A 23,056-nucleotide genomic window follows, 5' to 3' on the forward strand; every position below is an offset into this window, starting at 1 on the left:
TGATTAAGAAGAGACATTCTTTAAAGTTTGTCCCGAAGCGAGGCGCGCATTCTACAGACCATAATCGGAAGATCAAGGGTTTATTTCAAATTAATGACAATAATTTCGAAAAAAGTGTTTTCAAGCTTTAAAAAGAGCAAATTTCAAACGAGTTGCTCAACCTATAAGCAACTTTAAAACAAACAAATTTGGTTATCTGTTTATTTATGCGTAACATGGCATTGCTTTCTTTTCCTTTTTAAAAGAAATCCTATAACAATAATCATATTAGGTAATGACCACATGAAATCTTTCTCTTTAATAAATGCACTAATCGCCATAGCTCTTTCTATTATTGCTTACTTCACACTCCCAGATGATTTTGCTTCAGTTCAATTGGCCTTCATTTTCGGCCTACTTATCGGAGCAATTGCCATTCCACAAATATCAAAGCTAATTTCTGAATCTAAAAAGGTTCAAAGTTCAAGTGATGATATTTCTTCTACCACCACTCTATATGTTGGTAATCTTCCTTATAAAGTAAACGAAGATGCTGTCGCAGAGTATTTTTCTGAATTTGGTAACGTTGCTTCGGTTCGATTAATGAAAGACCGCCGCACTGGAAAACGCAAAGGTTATGGTTTTGTTGAAGTCGCTAGTAAAAGTGCCGACAAAATGATTAGCAAGTTAAACGATACCGATTTTCAAGAACGCACCTTGAAAGTACGTTTAGCAAAAGATAAAACCGAAGGCTAGGCAGAAGGTTTAAACCTTAAATAAAAATGGCGCTTAAACAGCGCCATTTTTATTTGTTAATCCACCTTCATTTTTTTCATAAAAGCCTTAGGTGACAATCCAAACTCTTTTTTGAACTGATTACTAAAATAGGCCGGAGATGAAAACCCAACGTTAAAGGCTGTTTCAGTGATTTGTTTGCCGTTAAGAAGATCACTTCTAGCTTTTAACAGACGGTATCTTCTGAGTAACTCGGTAAAGCTAGAATTAGTGAAGGCTGTGAGTTTTCGGGTTAATTGCCGTTCACTGATAGCCAAGTCAACAACAGCTCGTCCTCTATTGCAGGTGTTATCTTTATAGTTATCTTCTAACCAACAGATAAATTTATCGTAAAAGCGCGTATCTCGTTCAGACGACAAACAGTCACTATTCAATTCGAAGACATCCTTGTTCTCTACCGCGTTAAAATTATATTTTTGGGAGATCTTACGTCTAATTGCAAGTAGGTTTTTTACCCGTGCCAATAACTCAGTATTGTTAAACGGTTTCTTTATATAGTCATCAATATGGTAACCCCAACTCTCTATTCGAGTTTTATCATCTCCCTTTGCCGTTAACATGACTATCGGAATATGGGAGGTTAATTCATTATCTCTAACACTCCGACTTAATTCGAAACCGTCAGATGACGGCATCATCAGATCAGTAATAATGATATCTGGTAGAATTTCTAATGATTTTCTGAACCCTTCCTGGCCGTTTTCAGCTTTATAACAATTGTATTCCTCACTAAAAATGAGAGACAAATAATTTCGCATTTCTGATTGGTCTTCCACTATCAGAATAGAGGGTCTTTTTGCGGCGTCTTCAATTGTATTGGATTCTATAGCATCAGCGTTATCCAAATCGAGTTCGGTTTTCTCTCGACCTATTGGAACCGATACAAATAACTCAGGCTCAGAATTAGAAATGTCATAATTAACTGGCAAGCTAACAGTAAATTTAGTTCCCACATCAATTTGACTTTCCACATCAATTGACCCGCCATTGGCAGTAACCAACTCCTTAACGACGGCTAAACCTAAACCTGAACCATTTGATTCTGAGACATTTTCTAAGCGCGTAAAACGCTGAAAAATCAAATCAATATTTTCAGCCGCAATACCGAAGCCTTGATCAGATATTTCAATCTTGAAAACACCACCATTTGTTGCAGCAAATACCTTTACGCTTCCATCTTTTTTGTTGTACTTAAATGCATTCATGAGCAAGTTAGATAGAATCTTTTCTAAGGAATCAGCTATGTATGTTCCAGTCCCTTTGCAATTATTATCTAAGATTAATTGTTGTTTTTTGCTTAAGGATATTGGTCGAAATGACTCAACTATAATTTCAACTGAGTTATGCAAATCATAATGAACCTTATCATCTAACTTACTTGAGTCTACTTTTGACAATTCAAGTACTTGATCGACAAGGTTCGTTAATCTGAATACATTGATTTTTAATATTTCTAAAAACTGTTTAGATTTTTCATCAGAAATAATATTAGCGAGTTGTTCAATGGGACCGCGTATTAGTGAAAGTGGCGTTCTAAACTCATGGGAAGCATTTGCATATAATAGCTCTTTGTGATGTAGCAAGTCCTTAAGCCTTCTTTTACTCGTCGCCAACTCCTTAGTTTGGACGAGGACCGATGACTCCAACCTTTCATTCAGGGATTTTAATTGAATTGTTCTATATTTGTTGAAACTGATGAAAGCGAGAATGCACGCACAAAGATAAACAATATACGCTTGCCAAGTTTGCCAAAAAGGGGGGCGAACTTTAATTTTTAACGAGTTTACGGGTTGTATACTGGCACTCTTTGGATCTACCACACGAACTTCGAATACGTAGTCCCCACTGGGCAGTGTAGAGTAAGTAGCTTTAGCAGTTTCAGAAGACGCATCGATCCAGTTATCATTTAAACCAACTAATCTATATTGAAACTGTATGATATTACGATCAACGAAGTTATTTGCAGCAAAGGATAACTCGAAAAGAAATTCTTCATAGGAAATTTCTATAGGTAAATCATTTGCTATTGACTCAAACAAATCTCGTTTCCTGGAAACTAATCCCTGCTTATCTCTAATAAGTACCATTAAATCCACAAAAAGCGCTTGACTCACTTTTCTTAGGCGCTTATTTAGAAATTGATTAGCTAATCGAGTATTAACAATATAATTTTCCCTATCTCCGGCAACCAAAATCTGTTCGCCTTCTAGGTTTATAGATGCAGTTATTTCAAAATCAACATCTTGAATTCCGTCCTCTCTACCAAGTTTGATGGAGGTTCTATTGACATGATCATATCGAACTAGCCCCTGATTGGTCATAACCCAGAAGTAACCCTCTGAATCTTGCACAAGCTCTCGAATATGCCTAGAATTTGCGGTGTAAACCGTATCAATATAAACTATTTCGTCTGACTTCTCATCGACGTAAGCAAGCCCCGCACCGTCAGTGCAAAGCCAAATAACACCTTTATTATCTTCTATGAGGCAATTGTTTATGTATGCTTTTCTATCAACCTTACTGATTTTTTTGGGGAATAAAAGATCAAAAACACCTTTATCTCTTGTCACCGTAATTAATTTACCATCTGACTTTTGATACAAATTATCCACGTTATCTTTTTCCAAGATAAGAGTTATGAGACCAGTTTTGTCTATTTCGTATATACCCGAGTGTTCACTCCCTAAAACTCCAAAATGTAAGGTATCTTTAAGATTTGAAGTGATATCAACTATAATTCCCTCCGTCTCGTATAGAGGTAAAACATTGGTGTCAGCTATACTTTTTTCTTTACTGTAATTTACCTCAAACACGCCTTTGTCTTCAACGCCAACAAGAATTTTTGAACTATTCTCGTCGTAAGTTAACGCTGTGATAGCTCCATAAAAGGAAGCAACCTTCTTTATTTCTCTTTCTACTCTATACAAAATATATATATTATCTTGAAATGCTAAAGCAATCTGATTATCGGAGATCTGTGCACTAGCCTGTAAATTAACGTTTTCAAAATTTTTAGGGAGTAATCTATCAACTGCTCTTGATAAATCATTAAATATCCCAACTCCGATCAACGGTGCGGAGAAAATGACTCCTCCAGTAGCTGTAATATCGAAATCGTAAATCTCTTCAATCGTTAATTTCGAATTGTTCAAGATACGTAAGGGTAAGATAAGCTTTTCGAGTTCTAGATCGATGTAATAAAAAGAATCGGAAAAATATAGTAAGGCATTTTCTTTGTAGGTAAATATTCTGGATATTTTTTTATCTGTTTCCAATACTTTTGCAGTTCCAGAATTATTTTTTTTAAAAATCTTATTATTAACTGCGTACCATAAAGTTCCTTCGGAATCGATGTGAAAACAATCTAATTTAATTTGTTTGCTATTTGAATCAATCAAATCTAATTTTCTGAGTATCGAGCCATTAAAACTAAATAAGTGGTTTTCACTATCAAGAAAAAATAACTCTCCTGAATTGGATACTTGTATATCTTCTACAAAGCCAAATGTAGTCTGTTGAGTTGATGTTACGTTTGAAACTTCTAGTGTATTGATATTTATAATAGAAACAGATTTTTCGCATCTAACATATGCGAAATTTTGATTCACTTTTACGTCTAAACAGTGATTTGAAACTAATCCTCTATCAGTTGTAACATGCCGATATTCTCTCAAATTCTGATCATAAATAACCACTCCATTACCAAATAAAGCAACCCATAATTTGCCATTTTGGTCCTCTGCCAATCCTTCTATATCATAGCCATTGAACGGCTCTTCATTGGTTGATTTGCTTTCTACATGCAGTCCCGTCAACTTGAACAAGCCATTTTCACTGCCTAACCATATGGAGTTTTTACCTTGTAAAACAGAATAAACTAGCCCTAATGATTTTCCCTCCAATTCATAAAACGTATCAAAGGAATGAGCACTAGTTGATATTGAAAAAAACACGATAACTTGAACCAAATATTTATAACTTTTCAATCTTTTGTCCCATTATTACAAGTAAATGACTCATTGATTATTTTTAGAACTACATTAAAAGACTATCTTTGAAATGACAGAAGTTAAGTTTAGTACATATTTTTAACAATGGAGAAAACAAATGAACAAAGTAAAAAACGAGAATTGTAAAACCATGCATGAAATTACCAATAAAACCCAATTGGAAAATATCTTTGGAGGAGAGTCTCAATTAACTACATATATCAATGAAGAGAAGCCAGATAAGCCCACTCCAATAAAACGTAAGCCAAAAAGAAGTGGTGTACCTGCAGTTGATTTGTGAATAAAACTTACTAATTTTTTTGAACATTTGCTAAGCCTTATAAAGATATATAAGTTATCTTTAAAAAACAGTACTAACGTCTCGGTTAAAGTTAGTACTGTTTATGTATTCAAGATCACCCAAATTAATGAATTTATTTAAAAAATGTCACATTACTTTACAAGCCCCGCCCACATCAAACTGTACAAAATTCCATCACTTTGAAAACCCTAGCTTTTCCCATTGTGGCTTAAAAATTGCGCTTCTAAATTTGCTCTTTTCAGTAAACACCACAACATTAATAAAAGGAAGAAGACAGTGATACGTAAAATAAAAATAAAGGTTATACCCTTTGTGTTTCTAGCACTGGCATGTTGTTCAACGCCAGCGATTTCAAGTTTGGTTTATTCAGACACAAATGCCACTGGAGACTTTTGGGCTCGTCCATTTCAAAACGGCCTAGGTATTTCAACCTTCGGGCCAGTTCAATACCATGTTCAAAGTTTTTTCACTGCCGATTCGGGATTATTTAATTTTAGCAGTATCCAGGATTATGACGGCTTTATACACTTGTATGAATTTGACTTTTCGCCTACTGACCAAATCGTTAATTTGTTAGTTAGTGATGATGACGGTGCTGATGGTATAGGGTCATCTGAATTTAGTTTCAATTTGGTGGGTTCACAGCAATATTATCTGGTGACCAGCGCGTTTTCGGCTGGAGATGTTGGCAGCTTTACAAATACCATTAGCGGTAATGATAGCGATATAGCGGTGTTCGCAGGGACGGTTTCTGTGCCCGAGCCATCAACCCTTGCCATATTGGCACTCGGCGTTGCAGGGTTGGCTAGCCGTCGCTTGAAAAAGTAAAACAGTTACTGTTGAGAGCACAGTTGTTAAGAGCACCTTTGATATAATAGGTGCTCTTTTTGTTTCTGTTTTATTTGTTTTTTGTAAAGCGTCTTTTGCTGGCAATGACATTTCTTTGTAATGTTAGCCATGATTATTCATGCGTCTAGTAAAGACTTTCAAAGGATTAGAAAACAGATACGTTAAGCTAAAAAGAGAAAATGGTGCCGACTGCCGGAGTCGAACTGGCGACCTACTGATTACAAGTCAGTTGCTCTACCAACTGAGCTAAGTCGGCACACTAAGGTGACGGCTTTTGATTTACTGTAGTAAGTATTTCTACCCCAGTGACAAGGTTGGTAAATCTTGTCTCAAAAGCGAGGCGCTATTTTAATCGCAGATTGAATCTTGTCAACCATTGTTTCCCTACTTATTGCTTTTTATTGCAAGTTTTAATCAAAGCGCCTAAATTTCCATCGTAATGATGAGCTTAAGTATTCTTGGTTAGTCGATTTTAGCTAGTTTGTCTGCTTCATCGAGTAACTTAGGGAAATATTCTACTGGTAAATACTTCGCCAAAGTCGTCATAAGTTCGGCCAGGTCAGCGTAACTCTCTCCGGTAAGATTGATATGCCCCATTTTACGTTTAGCTCTAACGGTTTTGCCATAGAGGTGCAAGTTACAATGGGCCAGCGAGAGCAAATCGGTAGAGTAGTCATCACAACCGATAATATTGATCATGGCACTCTTGCCATTGGCTTGTGTACTACCCAATGGCAGCCCCGTAATAGCGCGCATATGATTTGCAAATTGACTACATTCAGTGCCTTGCATACTCCAATGACCAGAGTTATGCACACGTGGTGCAATTTCGTTAACTAACAATTGGTCACCAACTTGGAAAAACTCCACCGCCAACACACCAACGTAATCAAATTCATCCACTAACTTGGTGAATGCTCTGTGAGCCTGTTCTGTCAGCTGACTATCAATCTCGGGAGCTGGGGCAACTGAAACATGAAGCTGCCCCTCATGATGCAGGTTTTCGGCTAGTGGATAGAACCGAATATCACCGTGTAATCCACGTACACCGACTAACGAAAGTTCACGATCAAATGGCACCATTTGTTCGGCAATAAGTGGGACTTGAACCAAATCCAAATCGGCCAATTGCTGTTTAAGTGCAGGTAAGTCGTCTTTGCTTCCTAAACGCCATTGTCCGTATCCATCATAACCATCGCGACTAGCTTTAATAATTAGTTTTTCACCTAATTGTACAACGGCTTCATCGAGTTGTTCGATGTCAGTAACAATGCGGTGTTTACTGTTGTTGATCTGTAATTTCTCAAGCACATTTTTTTCACGTACTCGATCTGCGCCTGTCAAAATCGCTTCCATACTAGGGTAAAGCTTGCCACTGCTTTGGGCTTGCTCCAATAAATCTTCAGGAACATGTTCAAACTCTACCGTCAAAGCATCGGCCATTTGGATAGCCTGTTCAATGCTAATATCGAGTTGCATTTTGCTAATAGGATCAACCACGGTGTGATTTGCCACGTCTACGGCATTAACTTTGAATCCCAGTGGCACAGCAGACAAATACATCATTTGTGCTAATTGCCCCGAACCATAGATCAGAACGTTCACTCAGGTAACTCCAACTCATCTAATGCCAGAACAGTATCGGTTTGCTTTTTACGAAAGGCTATCACCGCCTCTGCCACTTTTTTATCGTGTAAGGCAATAACTTGTGCGGCGAGTAAACCTGCATTAGCAGCGCCCGCTTCACCAATAGCTAAAGTGCCAACTGCAACGCCTTTTGGCATTTGCACAATGGAATATAGTGAGTCAACGCCACTTAACTGACTTGAACGTACAGGAACGCCAAACACAGGAATATGTGTATGGGCAGCAATCATGCCCGGCAAGTGAGCAGCGCCCCCTGCTCCACCGATAATCACATGATAATCGTTATCTGCAGCAGTTTTCGCGAACTCAGTCAGTAAATCTGGGGTTCTGTGAGCTGATACCACTTTTGCATCAAACGCCACACCAAGGTTTTTCAACATAATTGCAGCTTGCTGCATGGTTGGCCAATCTGATTTTGAACCCATTACTATTGCCACTTTAGGCATATCTGCTCCTAACTTTTTAGGTCTGAGAACCAACGCTGTGTTGGTGATACGTTTTGAGGGGCACAACTTCCCTTAAATAATAAAAACAATGCTCAAAAAGCCCACTTTCGTTAGCTTTTGCATTACTTCTATCAAATAAAAATATGAATAAACCTAGAACAGGGTTATTCCCCTCAATAATTGAGGCGGCAGATTGTAGCTTAATTTTCGCCCAAGCCCAAACGTTGACGAGACGAAAATAGATAATTAATGCTTCTAGACCAACAATTACACTGCATTATTCGAAATTATTGGGCTTTTTCATGCTTTATTTACGTATTAAATAGAGGATTGACTATTATGTAGTAAATAACGTTAAACATGATATGGAATGTAAAAATGTAGCAACAAACTACGCATTATGCACAGCCACAAGCTAGGCTTAAGGTTGTAAAGTAGTATAGAAGGAGTGATTAATGTTAGACAGGTTTTTGAAGAAAGAATCCGCCGGCGGTATTTTGTTAATGTGTGCAGCAGTGCTTGCATTGATTGTGGCCAATTCTCCTTTGTCTTTGGTATACGATTTACTCATCGATATGCCAGTCGTAATTCAAGTTGGCGCGCTGGAAATCAATAAACCCCTACTTTTATGGATTAATGATGGATTAATGGCCGTTTTCTTTTTCATGGTTGGCCTTGAACTTAAGCGGGAAATAATGGAAGGAGGTTTATCCAACCCAGCGAACATTGTACTACCTGCAAGTGGTGCAATTGGCGGCATGATTGTACCAGCAGGTATATACGCATTTTTTACGTGGGGAAATCCAATCGCTCTGGCGGGCTGGGCAATTCCTGCCGCAACCGATATCGCATTCGCCATGGGTATTTTGGCCTTACTTGGCAGCAAAGTCCCTGTAAGTCTTAAAGTATTTTTGGTGACCTTAGCCATCATCGATGATATCGGCGCAATTTTAATTATTGCCTTATTTTACAGTGATAACATTTCTACTTGGCCACTCATTGTAGCGGCGTTTTGCTTAATGCTGTTAACCAGTATGAACCGGAAAAATGTCCAGCAAATCCCTTCTTATATTTTAGTTGGAGTGGTGTTATGGGTTGCCATGCTCAAATCTGGTGTACACGCCACATTAGCCGGCGTGTTACTCGCCTTTTTCATTCCTATGCGAGATAACAACGACCCCAGTATTTCCCCGGTCAAATCCTTGGAGCATAGCCTACTTCCAGCAGTGAACTTTGTAATATTGCCAGTCTTTGCTTTTGCCAACTCCGGGATTAATCTCGGCAGTATTAACGCCGACTCTGTATTCCACCCTGTTACCTTTGGAATATTCTTGGGCTTATTCTTAGGTAAGCAAGTAGGGGTATTTGGATTTAGTTGGTTAGTGATAAAGTTAGGCTTGGCTAAACTACCTGCAGATCAAAACTTCAGCCAATTGTACGGGTGTGCAATTTTATGTGGGGTGGGTTTCACCATGAGTCTATTTATCGGTTCATTAGCTTTTGCCCAAACCGGTAACAATGCATTTTTTGATGAGCGATTGGGCATTCTTCTGGGCTCAATAGTGTCGGCTGTCACTGGCTATTTGGTACTAAAAAAAGCAATTAAATAAGCTGTATTAGCGAACAAATGAATAAAAAACGGCATCTAAAAAGATGCCGTTTTCTTTAGTTATCATTAGAAATGACGATTAATGCTGATTCATATAGTCGATTGTCATATTCGTTAATAATCGCACACCTAATTTCATACCATCGTCATCCACATAAAAGTCAGGCGTATGGTGAGCAGGTGCATCTTTAGGATCAACATCTAAGGGTTTGCCGCCAACCCATAAATAGATCCCTGGCACTTGTTCTTGGAAAAACGAAAAATCTTCTGCACCCGTTACTGGCTTGCTATAAATGACGTTATCTTCCCCTGCCGTTTTGTTAAGGGTCGGCAACATTGTTGCGGTTAAGTCATGATCATTAAAAGTAACTGGATAAGAACCGCCAAATGGCAGAGTCAGCTCAGCTTCTGCGCGCATACTGTCGGCAACGCCTTTTACTTTTCTTGGCATAGCTTCATAAATATGATCTCGAGCTGTATTATTTAAGGTGCGAATAGTTCCTACCAATTCCACTTTATCAGGGATAATATTAGAGCGAACTCCACCATTAATTGCCCCAAAGGTTACTACCGCAGCATCGTCAAGAAGCTGCACTTCACGACTGACAATAGTTTGGATATTCATGATCATTTGAGCAGCAGTCACAATAGGATCAACACTCAACCAAGGGTAGGCACCATGAGCTTGTTTGCCCTTAATTACAATTTTAAAAGGATCTACGGCTGCCATTACGCCACCTTCGCGATATAAAACCGTGTTCACATCAGCAGAAGAACTGATATGTAAGCCAAAAATCGCGTCAACATCCGGATTCTTGAGCACTCCCTCTTTCACCATTAATTCAGCCCCACCTTCTTCTCCTATAGGGGCCCCCTCTTCCGCTGGTTGAAAAATGAATTTCACTTTTCCACGAAGCTGGTCTTTCATTTCCACTAATATTTCAGCAGCTCCCATTAACATAGCGATATGGGTATCATGACCACATGCATGCATAACAGGTACTTCTTTGCCGTTGTATTCCCCTTTTGCTTGGGATTTCCAAGGCAAATCATTATTTTCTAACACTGGCAAACCATCTATATCGGCACGCAAACCAACAACAGGGCCAGGCTTACCACTATCTAAAATGGCAACAACACCTGTAATTGCCACACCGGTTTGTACTTCTAGTCCCAATGACCTTAAGTGTTTGGCAATATACGCTGCGGTTTCAAATTCACGATTGGATAGCTCTGGATGTTCGTGTAGGTGATGACGCCACTGAATAACTTTAGCTTCAATTTTATCTGCCATTAGATCAACCGTGTTAGCAAAACACAACGTAGGCAATAGTGACAATGTGAGGAGGAGCTTCTTCATATTTCCCTTCTTGTTAGTTATTTTTATGAGCGTACGAACGTTTTATATCACATTTTAGGGTACAAACAAAAAATCCACTGACGCGCAAACGACAGTGGATTTTTAGGTGTTAAAAAACTGTGAAGGGTTAACTTTTTTGACGTTTCATCGCATCAAAAAATTCTTCATTGGTTTTCGTCATGGCTAATCTACCAATCAAAAATTCTATTGCATCAATCTCAGACATTTCATGGACAATTTTACGCAATATCCACATTTTCTGTAGCTCTTCTTTAGTGGTAAGCAATTCTTCACGGCGGGTACCAGAGCGATTAAAATCGATTGCTGGGAAGACGCGTTTTTCTGCAATTTTACGATTAAGGTGCAGTTCCATATTACCTGTACCTTTAAATTCTTCGTAAATTACTTCATCCATCTTAGAGCCTGTGTCGATTAGTGCTGTTGCAATAATGGTTAAGCTTCCGCCTTCTTCCACGTTACGTGCAGCCCCAAAGAAACGCTTAGGTTTGTGCAGAGCGTTAGCATCAACACCACCGGTGAGTACTTTACCTGATGAAGGAATAACAGTGTTATAAGCTCGAGCTAAACGAGTAATAGAATCGAGTAGTATTACTACGTCTTTTTTATGTTCAACTAATCGCTTAGCTTTCTCAATCACCATTTCAGCAACCTGGACGTGGCGACTGGCAGGTTCATCAAAGGTAGAAGCAACCACTTCACCTTGAACCAAGCGCTGCATTTCAGTTACTTCTTCTGGACGCTCATCAATTAGCAATACCATCAACTCACTTTCAGGGTGATTGGCTGCAATTGACTGTGCAATATTTTGTAGTAATAAGGTTTTACCCGCCTTAGGAGGGGCAACAATCAAACCACGCTGACCGGCACCAATGGGTGAAGCCAAGTCTAAAATTCTTGCTGTCAAATCTTCAGTACTGCCATTACCACGTTGTAACGTAAAACGACGGTTTGCATGTAAAGGAGTTAAGTTTTCAAAAAGGATTTTATTACGGGAATTTTCTGGTTTATCGAAGTTGACTTGATTGATTTTCAGTAGTGCAAAATATCTTTCGCTGTCTTTTGGTGGACGTATTTTCCCAGCGATAGTGTCTCCGGTTCGTAAATTAAATCTACGAATTTGACTGGGAGATACATAGATATCATCCGGACCAGCCAAATATGAAGAATCGGATGAACGTAAAAATCCAAAACCATCTTGGAGTATCTCGAGTACGCCGTCCCCGAAAATGTCTTCGCCGCTTTTCGCGTGCGCTTTTAGTATGGCAAAAATAATATCTTGTTTACGAGCCCGAGCCATATTATCTAGGCCCATTTTTTCGGCTAATGCTACAAGTTCGCTGATCGGTTTATTCTTTAATTCTGTTAAATTCATATTGGTGGGTCTTTATGATTTGAAATGCGCTACAAGGCACCCTGTTTTTTGTCTCAGGTTTTTTGGCTAATTAAATTCGTTTTACTCTATGGATTGAGTGCGAAATCTGGTGAGTTCAAGATATGAACAATCGAAAGTTAGCACCAATTAGTTGTTCCGTCCAGCGAAAAACGATGATTAATGCAAAGAATGTTTAATTTTCGTTAAAAACACAAAAAATACGCAGAAAAACCAATTATGAGTTAGTGTTTCTGCGCATTAATTGAAATTAGATGTTATCGTTCAAAAACTCAGCTAACTGGGTTTTTGATAAGGCTCCAACCTTAGTTGCTGCGACATTTCCGTCTTTAAACAACAATAAAGTAGGGATACCACGGATACCATACTTAGGTGGAGTTTCATTATTTTCATCGACATTCAACTTGCCAACTGTTAACTTGCCGTCGAACTCGCCAGCAACTTCTTCTAGAATTGGCGCAATCATTTTACATGGGCCGCACCATTCCGCCCAGAAATCAACTAGGACAGGACCAGCAGCATTGATAACATCGGCCTCGAAACTATCGTCAGATAACTGGATAATTTTGTCGCTCATACTTTTCTCCGTAATTGGTCTCTCGCTGAGAAAGTTCAGCGTATAATGAGAGTTTTATAGAAACTGTTTTTTAATGCAAGCACTGATAAGCTATAAGCTATGCAAACTACACATTTAACTGAAACACATTTTTCTGATCTGCCCATCCATGAGGATGTTTTAAAGGCATTAACAGAAGCAAACTTTATCCACTGCACGCCAATACAGGCGTTAAGTTTACCCCATCTTTTAGAAGGGCAAGACATTGCAGGTCAAGCTCAAACTGGAACAGGAAAAACTATTGCTTTTCTTGTTGCCACATTTCATCGATTACTGACTCATCCTAATGAAACAGGTAAGCAACCTAAAGCTATTATAATGGCACCTACTCGAGAATTGGCAGTACAAATTTACAATGACGCCGAATTATTGAGTAAACACACCGGATTATCGCTTGGTTTGATATATGGGGGTGAAGGTTACCAAAGTCAACGGGAATCTTTGCAATCAGGTGTCGATATTATTATTGGCACTACCGGCCGTATTATCGATTACTATAAACAAAATATATTTTCATTGGAAAATATTCAAGTTGCAGTGCTTGATGAAGCCGATCGCATGTTCGATTTAGGTTTTATCAAAGATATTCGATATATGTTCAGACGCATGCCCGAACCGACAAAACGTTTAAGCATGTTATTTTCTGCTACCTTGTCTTATCGTGTGCAGGAATTAGCCTACGAACACATGAATAACCCAACCCATGTCAAAGTTGAACACGACAAACAAACGGCGAGTCGAATTCAAGAAGAGTTATTCTATCCTTCCGATGAAGACAAAATGTTGCTGCTTTTAACCTTGTTGGAAGACGAATGGCCCGAAAAAGCGATTGTTTTTGCGAATACTAAACATACTTGCGAAAAACTCAGTGACTGGTTAGAAGCCGATGGCCACCGTGTGGGATTATTAAGTGGTGATGTTCCGCAACGTAAGCGTTTAAAAATTCTAGACGATTTTAGTAAAGACAAACTCGATATTTTGGTTGCAACCGATGTCGCAGCGCGTGGTTTGCATATTGAAAAAGTCACCCATGTCTTCAATTATGACCTACCCGATGACGCCGAAGATTATGTGCATAGAATTGGGCGAACAGGTCGTGCAGGAAAAAGTGGACACGCAATTAGCTTCGCTTGTGAAAAATATGCGTTGAATTTACCCGCAATTGAAAGCTATATTAGCCGTCCTATTCCTGTGAGCAATTATGATCAGGAATCGTTACTTGATGATATAACACCGCCTAAACCGCAATACAAAAAGCGACAGCAAAGTGGTAAAAGTTATCAGAAGCGTCCAAATAACCGTAACCAGAAAAGGCGTTAATGGAAAATCAGCCAATTACATCGGCGACCAATGAAGACCAACTCTATGCAGCGGTTGATCTTGGTTCCAATAGTTTTCATTTAGTCATTGTAAGAGTTGTTTCTGGCTCTGTACAAATTATTGGTAAAGTGAAACAAAAAGTTAAATTGGCCGCTGGCCTGAATGATAGCATGATGCTTGATCAGATCAGTATGGAAAGAGGCTGGCATTGCTTAGAAACCTTTGCCGAGCGCCTACAAGATATCCCCTTATCAAATATTAAAGTCGTTGGCACTGCTACCTTACGTTTAGCTAAAAATGCCAATATTTTTATTGAAAAAGCCCAACAAATCCTAAATCAAAAGCTAGAAGTGATCAGTGGCGAAGAAGAAGCCAGACAAATCTATTTAGGAGTCGCCTATACCTCTGCAAACCAAGGTAATACTTTGGTCATCGATATTGGTGGCGCAAGCACAGAAGTGATTATTGGCAATGACATGCAACCCATTAATCTTGTAAGTTTAAACATGGGCTGTGTTACTTTTAAAGAGCGATATTTTGTTGATGGGGTTATTTCTGAACAAAATATGCAAAATGCCATAGCAGCAGCAAAACAAAAGTTATTACCAATTATAGATGACTTTATTTGTTTTGATTGGCAACAGTGTCTTGGTGCATCTGGCACCCCTCAAGCAGTGGTTGAAATTCTAGTTGAACAAGGTATCAGTGACGCCATTCGTTTAGATTATTTACATAATTTAATGCAGCAATGTATCGATTGTGGCAACTTAGAAAGTTTGGATATTGAAGGTCTTACAGAGTCAAGAAGAGCTATATTCCCCAGCGGTCTATGTATTTTAGTCGCCTTGTTTGAGCAGCTTAAAATTCAAGAAATGCAGATCTCAGGCGGTGCCTTACGAGAAGGTCTAATTTATGGCATGCTCGAGAACTGTGAAAAGAACGATCGCCGAACTCATTCTATTAGTGAAGCCATTCGAACTTACCATATAGACCAACAACAAGCTCAGAGAGTTTGCGATGTAGCCGTGAGCTTTTACAAACAACTTTGTGCACAATCTAATATTTGTAATTTTGATGCGTTGGCTGTTATCGAAGCCGCATCTTTACTGCACGAAATAGGTTTGCATATTGAGTATAAACAGTACCATTTGCATGGCGCTTACATTCTTAGTCATATTAACCTTAACGGCTACTCACAAATGCAGCGTAAAAGTATTCGCGATTTAGTGCTTTGCCACCGAGCTGAGTTAGATTTAACTAAATTTTCTCAATACCACCCCGATATGCAGCCGTTGTTATTTGGATTAGTTCGCATCTTAAGATTGTCGTGTTTGCTCTCAATTCGCAGAAAAGATAATATTTTGCCGGAAATTGAATTACATGTAGATGAACAACACTGGCAACTAACCTTTCCCGAAGGTTGGCTAAGGGCTCACCCACTTATTGACGTGGAGTTAGCTAACGAAAAGTGGCTACAACACAAAGCCGGCTTGCCACTTTCCTTTCAGTAATTTCCTTAGTGATAACCTCAGTATAATAAACTATACATGGTGCGGCGAGACTTAGATTTAAGCGGATCACCATCTGGCATCGCATTTATCATATCTAAGGTATATTTTCGTGCATCCCCGAAACTCAAGTCCTTTTTAAGCACTGCAAAAAGTAATTCTAATGCTTCTTCTGGTTGGTTGGCCTGATGCAATTGCACAGCTAATTCAACCTTAATCTCCAAATTGTCAGGATCTTGATCTAACTTAGCTTGAAGCTGTTTGATTTCTGGCGATTCTGAGGCTTTTTCAACCAACTCTACTTTCCCCACAATACTGTGGTAATAGCCGTTTTGATCAACAAGTAGAATATTATCGAGCAGTAGTTGGGCTTGCTTAGTATTGCCTAACTCCACATAGCAGTCAGCTAACACCAAGGCTATGTCAGCTCTTTGGGGGTCGAGATCATGGGCTTGTTTAGCGATTGTAAATGCCTGTTGATAATCCCCCTGATTAACCAGTGCAACTGCCTTCTCGTAGAACCCATCAACTGCATTTGGTAAGTGCTTTTCCAATAGCTCTTGAATTTGTTCTTCCATCATTGGACCAGCAAACCCATCAACAGGCTGGCCATCTTTAACAAGAATAACAGTGGGTAAACTCTGAATGCCAAACTGTTGGGCTATTTGTTGCTCTTGTTCACAATTGACGTTTGCATATATCAAATGTTCTGCATGCTGATTGGCTAGTTTTTCTAAAATAGGCGTTAGTTGTTCACACATTTCTAAATTCGGCGCCCAGAAATTCACCAGCACATGTTTGGCTTTTGACTCTTCGATGATGACTTGCTGAAAGTTTTCTATATTCAGATTTACAAAATTTTGCATTTTTAGCTCTTTCTATTTTTTAGTTTCATAAACTGAAACGAACTGATTGAACACAATGGTTGTTAGGTGGGGGCAATGAATTTAAAAAGCAACCTAGTTATACAAATAGAGGTTTAATTTACGGCGGTTATTTTTGGTAGTTTCCACTACAATGTCAAATACGCGACATTTTCTACTATTTGTATATGCTACTGTTTTTTACAATCAATGACTAAGGGCGAATATCATGGCTGAAAAAGAATATAAGCGTTTTTCTCAATTTTATCCGTTTTATTTGCGCGAACATCAAAACCCTATTTGTCGTAGACTTCATTTTGTAGGGTCATTTTTAATATTATTAACACTCACTTATATTTTTTTTACTGGACAATGGCGGTATTTCATCATCCTTCCTTTTCTAGGTTATGGATTTGCCTGGGTCGGTCACTTTTTCTTTGAACACAATCGCCCCGCTACATTCACATACCCCTTTTACAGCTTTTTAGGAGACTGGGTAATGTTCAAAGATATGCTCACTGGAAAAATTAAATTTTGAAGTGCAGTTTAAGTAGTTAAGTAGCCTCAAAGATCCTGTATCTTATATTTTGCCTCTCAAAAACCTCAATGCAATCTAAGGCTTCACCCTAAGCGCACTATACCATTTTAAATATCCCCCGAAAGAATGATTAAATTCTTGCAGTTTAATGTCCTAAATCTACTAGTTTTTGTCCCAGACCTACAAGTTACATAACCTTTCTTATTGAAATAAAAGGTTTTTTTCTAACATGTCCCATATGTGTATTTTTTCGCCCTAAATTTACAACGCATTTATTCATTTCTTTTTTATTCTTAAGTCGTCATTACGGAAAATGACATTGGCTCAAACGGAATGGGTCAACTAAGGACTAACGAAGGAACGTTAACGCAAGGAACGCCAAGTGCTAAATCGGATTGTAGCCAGGAAGGCTCACAGTCAGGATAGCAAGGAGGCATCAAGGAAGAAGGTTGAGAAACCCTAAGTGGTAAGGAAGCCAACGCAAGAAAGCACTATGTAGACAACTAAACAAAGCCTAGGACTTTGTTTTGTCCGAGATGATAACTATCACGCTTCAGGCATCGTCAGCATGTATTTTTTGCAAACAGGAGCAGTAAATCCAGGGACGGATATTTCTTACACGACTAGGAATGACAAACCAAAAGAGTGTTCAAACTAGCTAGATAAAAAGCGTCACACAAGAAAGGGAAAGAGTATGCAAGAATCTCTATTTAGGCAAAGTGCAATTGATCACCAGAAGAATAGGCTTCACGGTGAAATTTTGCTTATCCCTAGTGCTTCCCATGTTTTCGTAAGCCTGTTTTTGAGTGCGTGGATTGTCGCCGCTTTTGCATGGCTCGTGAGCAGTCAATACGCTAGAAAAGAAAGTGTAGGCGGTTGGTTGGAACCGCCCAGTGGCGTAGTCAAAGTATTCCCAGAAACGTCTTCTGGCCGGATAGAGCAAGTCTTAATAACAGAAGGGCAAATCGTCTCAGAAGGACAAGCTTTGGCGGTGATTGAGGGAGATCGCACATTAAGTAGCGGGTCGAGTTTGCAAACAACATTACTCGCGGAATATAAGAATCAGCAGCAACTACTAATGGCTCAACTAAAACGAGCTGAAATAGTCAATGATATAAATATAGAAAACACCCAATCAAAGTTAGTCTCTATGGGACAAGACATCATTCGACTTGACGCGCAGATTCAAACTCTACAAAAACGCTATTCATTAGTGGCTTCCCGCTATCAAAATTATCAGTCCATGGGACAGTCAGGACATATCTCCAAAGCCGATTTAGAACAAGTTTTAGAACAAAAGCTGGCATTGCAAAATCAGCAGCAAGGCTTACAGCGAGAAAAAATAAACTTAAATAATGAAATTACCACAACCGAAAATCAATTATTAACCCTCCCCCAGAATCAGTTAAACCAAACTAATCAGCTGAAATCTAAGCTCAGTGATCTCGCTCTAAAGATTGCCCAGTTAAACGGTCAAAGTCGACATGTATTAAAGGCGTCTCGTGATGGAATAGTATCGAACCTGCTGGCTCAAATAGGTCAACAAACGAATCAAAATACGCCGCTGCTCTCAATAGTGCCGCAAAAAAGTCAGATTGAAGCAAAGCTACTAGTGCCAGTTAAAGCAATAGGATTTGTTCAACAAGGCCAGCCAATTCAAATTCGCTACGACGCTTTTCCATATCAAAAGTTTGGATTATATCTAGGAAAGATTACCAGCGTTTCTGACGCAGTAATTTTACCCAATGAAGTGCACAATGCCCCGGTGAGTATTCAAGAGCCCGTATACTTAGTGCATGCCACCCTCGACTCCCAGTTCGTTTCTGCCTATGGAAAGCAACTCAACCTAAAATCAGGGATGACCTTGTCTGCTGACGTGCAATTAGGTGAACGCAGTTTATTAGAATGGATATTTGAGCCTCTATTAAGTTTGCGGGGTAGAATTTAATGAACAGCATGACTTTTGCCCGCCCCGAACGTCTGCTTAACTTCAATACAAAGCATTCTTTGCCATGTATTTTGCAAACTGAAGCCTCTGAATGTGGTTTAGCATGCCTAGCGATGATCAGCGGATTTTATGGATATGAAATTGATTTAACTAGTATACGTAGCCGTTTCTCCATTTCAGCCCACGGCGCAACCCTTAAACAGATTATGCAAATTGCGGGTCAAATGGAATTATCCCCGCGGGCTTTGCGCCTTGAAATAGAACAGTTAGCTGAACTGCAAACTCCCTGCATATTGCATTGGGAGTTGAAACACTTTGTAGTGTTAAAAAAAGTCACAAAACATAAAATCTATATCCACGATCCTGCCGTAGGAGAGCGGGTATTAGAGTTGGCCGAAGTTGACAAACTATTCACCGGTATAGCTTTGGAACTCACTCCAACTCCCGCATTTGAAAAGGGCAAACAAAAGCGAAAGTTATCCTTAAGCCATTTTTGGAATCGAATTACAGGGTTGAAGCGCAGTTTGGTGATTATTCTGGTGCTTTCACTATTTATTCAGGTTTTTGCCCTAATTCAACCTTACTACATGCAAACGGTGATAGATGACGTCATCTTGCGTTCAGATCTGAACTTACTCACGGTTCTAGCGTTTGGCTTCGGGCTACTGTTATTGATAGATACTGCCACCTCATATATTCGTCAAACTGTGATATTGAACCTTTCAAGCCGCCTAAATATACAGATGGCAGCAAATGTTTTTACCCACCTTATTCGTCTACCCCTTAACTATTTTAGCAAACGTCATATGGGGGATGTTGTTTCACGATTTGGTTCATTGCAAAGTATTCGAGAACTTTTAACGACTGGTTTTGTTACGGTGTTTGTTGATGGTTTGATGGCTATTTTTACCCTTTGGGTGATGTTTTTATATGACCAAAAATTGACCTTTATTGTTTTAGCCATTGTATTTCTCTATGCATTGTTACGTTACCTTTTTTATAAACCATTAAGACGCTTAACTGAAGAGAGCATTGTCTCTTCAGCAAAAGAAAATAGTCACTTTATGGAGTCTGTACGCGCTATCCAAACCATAAAGCTGTTTGAAAAGGAGACAGATAGACAAAGCCAGTGGCAAAACAAACTCGCTGAAGCAATGAATAAAGAGATACGTCTTCAACGCTGGAGAATAGGTTTTGAAACTGCCAATAAAATACTGTTTGGACTAGAAAATATTCTGGTTATTTATTTTGCAGCATTGGCTGTTACGAACAACATGTTAAGTGTGGGAATGTTATTTGCGTTTGTGAGTTACAAAGCTCGTTTTATTAATTCAATGGATAATCTCATCGAAAAGTGGATTGAATTCCGAATGTTAGAGCTTCATTGTGAACGACTTGCAGATGTCGTTTATACCCCAAAAGATCCAATGCTAAAAGAGTTCAAAAACCCTTGCCTATCCAGCCCAATATCTGAACAAGACAAGATACAAGGGGAAATTAGATTACAGAATTTGGCATTTTCATACAGTCAGTTGGATGCCCCCGTGTTACAAAATATCAGTCACCATTTTGAAGCCGGTTCTACCATCGCAATCATTGGTGCCAGCGGCAGCGGAAAGAGCACATTAATGAAATGCATGATGGGATTGTTGCAACCCACAGCGGGGCACGTTTTAGTCGATGGCACCGCGCTCTGTAACCTAAAAGACTACCGCCAAAGCATTGCTGCGGTAATGCAAGATGATGTGCTTTTAACTGGCTCAATTGCAGAAAATATCGCCTGTCTCTCAACCAATATAGATATGCAAAAGGTGGTCTATTGCGCTCACTTAGCTTGCATCCATGACGATATCACCAAAACCAGTATGCAATACAACACCCTAGTTGGCGATATGGGTGCGAATTTGAGTGGCGGTCAAAAACAACGGATTATTTTAGCCAGAGCCCTTTACAAAAAACCTCGTATTTTATTTTTAGATGAGGCCACCAGCCATTTAGATGTAAACAACGAAATGGCCATCAATAATCATATTAAACAGTTATCGATCACACGCGTGATCATCGCTCACCGTCCCCAAACCATTGCCAGTGCCGACAAGGTGTTGAGCTTGGAGGCTGGACAGTTAAGCGATGTGACCTCGTCGATAAAACAGCCGTAAACATCAACCTACTATTTAAGGAAAAATACCATGGAAAATATGTTGGAGTTCTACCAAAACAAACTATCTAAACGTGAGGCCCAGGTCGCCAACAAAGTGCGTGAAGGTTTAAGTAACCGTTCCATTGCTGAACAGCTATTTATTAGTGAGCGGACGGTGAAATTTCACTGCACTAACATTTTTAGAAAATTAGCGATAAATAATCGAAAAATGCTGCGGACATTATTTCCCAATGCCTATGAAACAGCTTAAAACTGTACCCTGGTACAGTTAACTTTTTGAGTATTTTAGCCATACTCATAATGTCAGTACAATGAAGTACGGCATCTAACCAAAGTAAATATTACAAGGAGAATGAAATGGAACATCCATTCAATACGAAAAAGGAACTTACTAATTTATCTACCGAGGAAGTGGCTGCAGGTTCACTGTCGAATCGACTGCCCTCGGAAAAAACACCCACTATCCGGCCTAAAATCAAACCTCCCATGGAGACGACCATGGCCATTGGTGAGGAAGGTGGCAGTTTTGGTAATTGGTTCTAGGGAATGATTAGTTCATAGATTCATAAAGAACTAAAAACCCGTAGTGAACTACCACTCAGGTGGTTCACTATTTCTAAACCTTTAACTTCGATAAAACTACAGGACGTGTTATGTCGGTTGTTATTATTTTAGGTGCCAGTCAAGACTGTCACGCATTACATATGTTGCAAGCATGCCATCAATTAGGGATAGAAGCTGCGTTGTTTGACACGTCTCTTTATCCGTCCTGTCACAGCATTAGTTGGAACCCAATGCTGGCGAAAGGTGGTTTAAGGTTAAACTCAACGTTTTACAAATTTGAACAAATCAACAGTGTATTTTGGAGTAGTGTCGGTCCTCCCAGTTTAGGGACAGAGACAAATCCCTCGTTGTATCAAATTGCCATGAGTGATAGCTCTAGCGCCCTGCGAACTTTTTTCGATGAAAGCAGTATCCGTTGGATCAATTCCTGGCAGGTGTTTGACTCCCACAAAGTGAAACCACGACAATTACATAAAGCAGCAACCATAGGTGCACTCATCCCACAAACTTATATTGGTAACGAAACCGAAGATATCCTTGCCTTCGCAAAGCAGTATAAAAAATTGTTATTCAAACCTGTGTATGGCGGCTCACATGCCACCTTGATAGATGAGAAACAGCTTAACTCGGCACACCTGCAAAAAGTCCTGCGTTATGCTCCAGTCACCATTCAAAAATATATTGAAGGAACAAACATACGCACTTATGTCATTGGTTCTGAGGTTTTTAGTGCCGAGATAATCAGTGACGAGGTTGATTTTAGACTGCAATCAAACCCTGTCCACGTTCCCACCAAAACACCTGCGAAAATTGTTAACTTAGCCAAGCGTTTGACTCAAGGGTTTAATATGCATTGGACAGCCATAGACTGGCGTCGTGACAACCAAGGTAACTATTATTTTTTAGAAGCAAATCCCAGCCCGATGTTTATCCACTTTGAACAACTTACCGGCTACCCAATTACAGACATGCTAGTTCAAGCACTCATTCAGCCAAGATATTTTTCAAACGTTGGTTAAATTAGACAAGGTGAAGTAAGCGCTTAAAATAAAGTGTATCTTTATCCATACAAATAGGAGTCTGTATACAATTTCTGAAACGTTTTCGTCATTCAATCTAAAGTGTATAGTG

19 protein-coding genes and 1 tRNA gene are annotated in these 23,056 nt (G+C 39.2%); 12 read left to right on the plus strand and 8 right to left on the minus strand.

All coding sequences use genetic code 11. The features are described from left to right. Positions 1 to 282 precede the first annotated feature (282 nt). A complete protein-coding gene (locus Q4574_RS20620) occupies positions 283 to 735 on the plus strand; it encodes an RNA-binding protein (protein WP_303477372.1) in 453 nt (150 codons plus the stop codon). A 56-nt stretch (positions 736 to 791) separates the two neighbouring features. On the opposite strand, the gene Q4574_RS20625 is transcribed toward Q4574_RS20620, so the two are convergent. Further along, on the minus strand, positions 792 to 4,760 hold the full coding sequence (locus Q4574_RS20625; RefSeq protein WP_303477373.1) for an ATP-binding protein: 3,969 nt from the start codon (positions 4,758 to 4,760) through the stop codon (positions 792 to 794). Between the two features lie 121 nt (positions 4,761 to 4,881). Here Q4574_RS20625 and Q4574_RS20630 point away from each other — a divergent pair, with 121 nt between their 5' ends. Both Q4574_RS20630 and Q4574_RS20635 read left to right on the plus strand, forming a co-directional pair. Then, a complete protein-coding gene (locus tag Q4574_RS20630; protein ID WP_303477375.1) occupies positions 4,882 to 5,064 on the plus strand; it encodes a hypothetical protein in 183 nt (60 codons plus the stop codon). A gap of 297 nt (positions 5,065 to 5,361) precedes the next feature. Next, a complete protein-coding gene (locus Q4574_RS20635) occupies positions 5,362 to 5,913 on the plus strand; it encodes a PEP-CTERM sorting domain-containing protein (RefSeq protein WP_303477377.1) in 552 nt (183 codons plus the stop codon). A 201-nt stretch (positions 5,914 to 6,114) separates the two neighbouring features. Here Q4574_RS20635 and Q4574_RS20640 read toward each other — a convergent pair. From Q4574_RS20640 to purE, 3 genes are all read right to left on the minus strand, one after another. After that, positions 6,115 to 6,190 (minus strand) — tRNA-Thr (locus Q4574_RS20640). 206 nt (positions 6,191 to 6,396) lie between these two features. Beyond that, positions 6,397 to 7,539, minus strand: a complete 1,143-nt coding sequence (locus Q4574_RS20645) for a 5-(carboxyamino)imidazole ribonucleotide synthase (RefSeq protein WP_303477378.1) — start codon at positions 7,537 to 7,539, stop codon at positions 6,397 to 6,399. Continuing rightward, the gene (gene purE / locus Q4574_RS20650) at positions 7,536 to 8,027 is read right to left on the minus strand and encodes a 5-(carboxyamino)imidazole ribonucleotide mutase (protein ID WP_303477381.1); all 492 of its coding nucleotides are present in this window, start codon (positions 8,025 to 8,027) and stop codon (positions 7,536 to 7,538) included. The genes Q4574_RS20645 and purE overlap by 4 nt, the downstream gene beginning before the upstream one ends. Positions 8,028 to 8,482: 455 nt before the next feature. Here purE and nhaA point away from each other — a divergent pair, with 455 nt between their 5' ends. Then, entirely contained in the window at positions 8,483 to 9,637 is a 1,155-nt protein-coding gene (gene nhaA / locus Q4574_RS20655; protein WP_303477383.1) for a Na+/H+ antiporter NhaA, read from the plus strand. A gap of 78 nt (positions 9,638 to 9,715) precedes the next feature. Here the strand turns inward: nhaA and Q4574_RS20660 are convergent, their stop codons facing one another. From Q4574_RS20660 to trxA, 3 genes are all read right to left on the minus strand, one after another. Then, positions 9,716 to 10,996, minus strand: a complete 1,281-nt coding sequence (locus Q4574_RS20660) for an amidohydrolase (RefSeq protein WP_303477386.1) — start codon at positions 10,994 to 10,996, stop codon at positions 9,716 to 9,718. Positions 10,997 to 11,123: 127 nt separating this feature from the next. Next, a complete protein-coding gene (gene rho / locus Q4574_RS20665; protein ID WP_303477388.1) occupies positions 11,124 to 12,389 on the minus strand; it encodes a transcription termination factor Rho in 1,266 nt (421 codons plus the stop codon). 268 nt (positions 12,390 to 12,657) lie between these two features. Then, positions 12,658 to 12,984: a thioredoxin TrxA gene (gene trxA / locus Q4574_RS20670; protein ID WP_008845982.1), complete on the minus strand. Its 327-nt coding sequence runs from the start codon at positions 12,982 to 12,984 to the stop codon at positions 12,658 to 12,660. A 99-nt stretch (positions 12,985 to 13,083) separates the two neighbouring features. On the opposite strand from trxA, the gene rhlB reads away from it, so the two are divergent. Next, the gene (gene rhlB / locus Q4574_RS20675) at positions 13,084 to 14,343 is read left to right on the plus strand and encodes an ATP-dependent RNA helicase RhlB (protein ID WP_303477392.1); all 1,260 of its coding nucleotides are present in this window, start codon (positions 13,084 to 13,086) and stop codon (positions 14,341 to 14,343) included. Beyond that, positions 14,343 to 15,854 (plus strand): guanosine-5'-triphosphate,3'-diphosphate pyrophosphatase, encoded by a 1,512-nt coding sequence (locus Q4574_RS20680; protein WP_303477395.1) that lies wholly within the window; start codon positions 14,343 to 14,345, stop codon positions 15,852 to 15,854. Before rhlB ends, Q4574_RS20680 begins: the two co-directional genes overlap by 1 nt. A 17-nt stretch (positions 15,855 to 15,871) precedes the next feature. Here the strand turns inward: Q4574_RS20680 and Q4574_RS20685 are convergent, their stop codons facing one another. Further along, complete coding sequence (locus tag Q4574_RS20685) at positions 15,872 to 16,717, minus strand: co-chaperone YbbN (RefSeq protein WP_303477398.1); 846 nt, start codon at positions 16,715 to 16,717, stop codon at positions 15,872 to 15,874. A gap of 226 nt (positions 16,718 to 16,943) precedes the next feature. Here Q4574_RS20685 and Q4574_RS20690 point away from each other — a divergent pair, with 226 nt between their 5' ends. The 6 genes from Q4574_RS20690 (at position 16,944) to Q4574_RS20715 (ending at position 22,944) form a co-directional block, all read left to right on the plus strand. Next, positions 16,944 to 17,252 carry a DUF962 domain-containing protein gene (locus tag Q4574_RS20690; protein ID WP_303477401.1) on the plus strand — a complete coding sequence of 103 codons (309 nt, stop codon included), beginning with the start codon at positions 16,944 to 16,946 and terminating at the stop codon, positions 17,250 to 17,252. A 694-nt stretch (positions 17,253 to 17,946) separates the two neighbouring features. After that, a complete protein-coding gene (locus Q4574_RS20695) occupies positions 17,947 to 19,200 on the plus strand; it encodes an HlyD family secretion protein (RefSeq protein ID WP_303477404.1) in 1,254 nt (417 codons plus the stop codon). After that, positions 19,200 to 21,359: a peptidase domain-containing ABC transporter gene (locus Q4574_RS20700; protein ID WP_303477406.1), complete on the plus strand. Its 2,160-nt coding sequence runs from the start codon at positions 19,200 to 19,202 to the stop codon at positions 21,357 to 21,359. Before Q4574_RS20695 ends, Q4574_RS20700 begins: the two co-directional genes overlap by 1 nt. A gap of 30 nt (positions 21,360 to 21,389) precedes the next feature. Continuing rightward, complete coding sequence (locus Q4574_RS20705) at positions 21,390 to 21,611, plus strand: response regulator transcription factor (RefSeq protein ID WP_303477409.1); 222 nt, start codon at positions 21,390 to 21,392, stop codon at positions 21,609 to 21,611. 107 nt (positions 21,612 to 21,718) lie between these two features. Next, a complete protein-coding gene (locus tag Q4574_RS20710) occupies positions 21,719 to 21,904 on the plus strand; it encodes a hypothetical protein (protein ID WP_303477411.1) in 186 nt (61 codons plus the stop codon). Between the two features lie 110 nt (positions 21,905 to 22,014). Further along, positions 22,015 to 22,944 carry a RimK family alpha-L-glutamate ligase gene (locus tag Q4574_RS20715; protein ID WP_303477414.1) on the plus strand — a complete coding sequence of 310 codons (930 nt, stop codon included), beginning with the start codon at positions 22,015 to 22,017 and terminating at the stop codon, positions 22,942 to 22,944. Positions 22,945 to 23,056 lie beyond the last annotated feature (112 nt).

This window comes from Aliiglaciecola sp. 3_MG-2023 (assembly GCF_030548205.1).
Lineage (GTDB): Bacteria > Pseudomonadota > Gammaproteobacteria > Enterobacterales > Alteromonadaceae > Aliiglaciecola.

Bases quoted from the DNA above. Each gene is read 5' to 3' on its own strand.
- Q4574_RS20695 (WP_303477404.1), top strand. From the start codon at position 17,947: ATGCAAGAATCTCTATTTAGGCAAAGTGCAATTGATCACCAGAAGAAT.
- Q4574_RS20685 (WP_303477398.1), bottom strand. From the start codon at position 16,717: ATGCAAAATTTTGTAAATCTGAATATAGAAAACTTTCAGCAAGTCATC.
- Q4574_RS20620 (WP_303477372.1), top strand. From the start codon at position 283: ATGAAATCTTTCTCTTTAATAAATGCACTAATCGCCATAGCTCTTTCT.
- rhlB (WP_303477392.1), top strand. From the start codon at position 13,084: ATGCAAACTACACATTTAACTGAAACACATTTTTCTGATCTGCCCATC.
- Q4574_RS20700 (WP_303477406.1), top strand. From the start codon at position 19,200: ATGAACAGCATGACTTTTGCCCGCCCCGAACGTCTGCTTAACTTCAAT.
- Q4574_RS20710 (WP_303477411.1), top strand. From the start codon at position 21,719: ATGGAACATCCATTCAATACGAAAAAGGAACTTACTAATTTATCTACC.
- rho (WP_303477388.1), bottom strand. From the start codon at position 12,389: ATGAATTTAACAGAATTAAAGAATAAACCGATCAGCGAACTTGTAGCA.
- Q4574_RS20660 (WP_303477386.1), bottom strand. From the start codon at position 10,996: ATGAAGAAGCTCCTCCTCACATTGTCACTATTGCCTACGTTGTGTTTT.
- purE (WP_303477381.1), bottom strand. From the start codon at position 8,027: ATGCCTAAAGTGGCAATAGTAATGGGTTCAAAATCAGATTGGCCAACC.
- Q4574_RS20690 (WP_303477401.1), top strand. From the start codon at position 16,944: ATGGCTGAAAAAGAATATAAGCGTTTTTCTCAATTTTATCCGTTTTAT.
- Q4574_RS20705 (WP_303477409.1), top strand. From the start codon at position 21,390: ATGGAAAATATGTTGGAGTTCTACCAAAACAAACTATCTAAACGTGAG.
- trxA (WP_008845982.1), bottom strand. From the start codon at position 12,984: ATGAGCGACAAAATTATCCAGTTATCTGACGATAGTTTCGAGGCCGAT.
- Q4574_RS20680 (WP_303477395.1), top strand. From the start codon at position 14,343: ATGGAAAATCAGCCAATTACATCGGCGACCAATGAAGACCAACTCTAT.
- Q4574_RS20715 (WP_303477414.1), top strand. From the start codon at position 22,015: ATGTCGGTTGTTATTATTTTAGGTGCCAGTCAAGACTGTCACGCATTA.
- nhaA (WP_303477383.1), top strand. From the start codon at position 8,483: ATGTTAGACAGGTTTTTGAAGAAAGAATCCGCCGGCGGTATTTTGTTA.
- Q4574_RS20630 (WP_303477375.1), top strand. From the start codon at position 4,882: ATGAACAAAGTAAAAAACGAGAATTGTAAAACCATGCATGAAATTACC.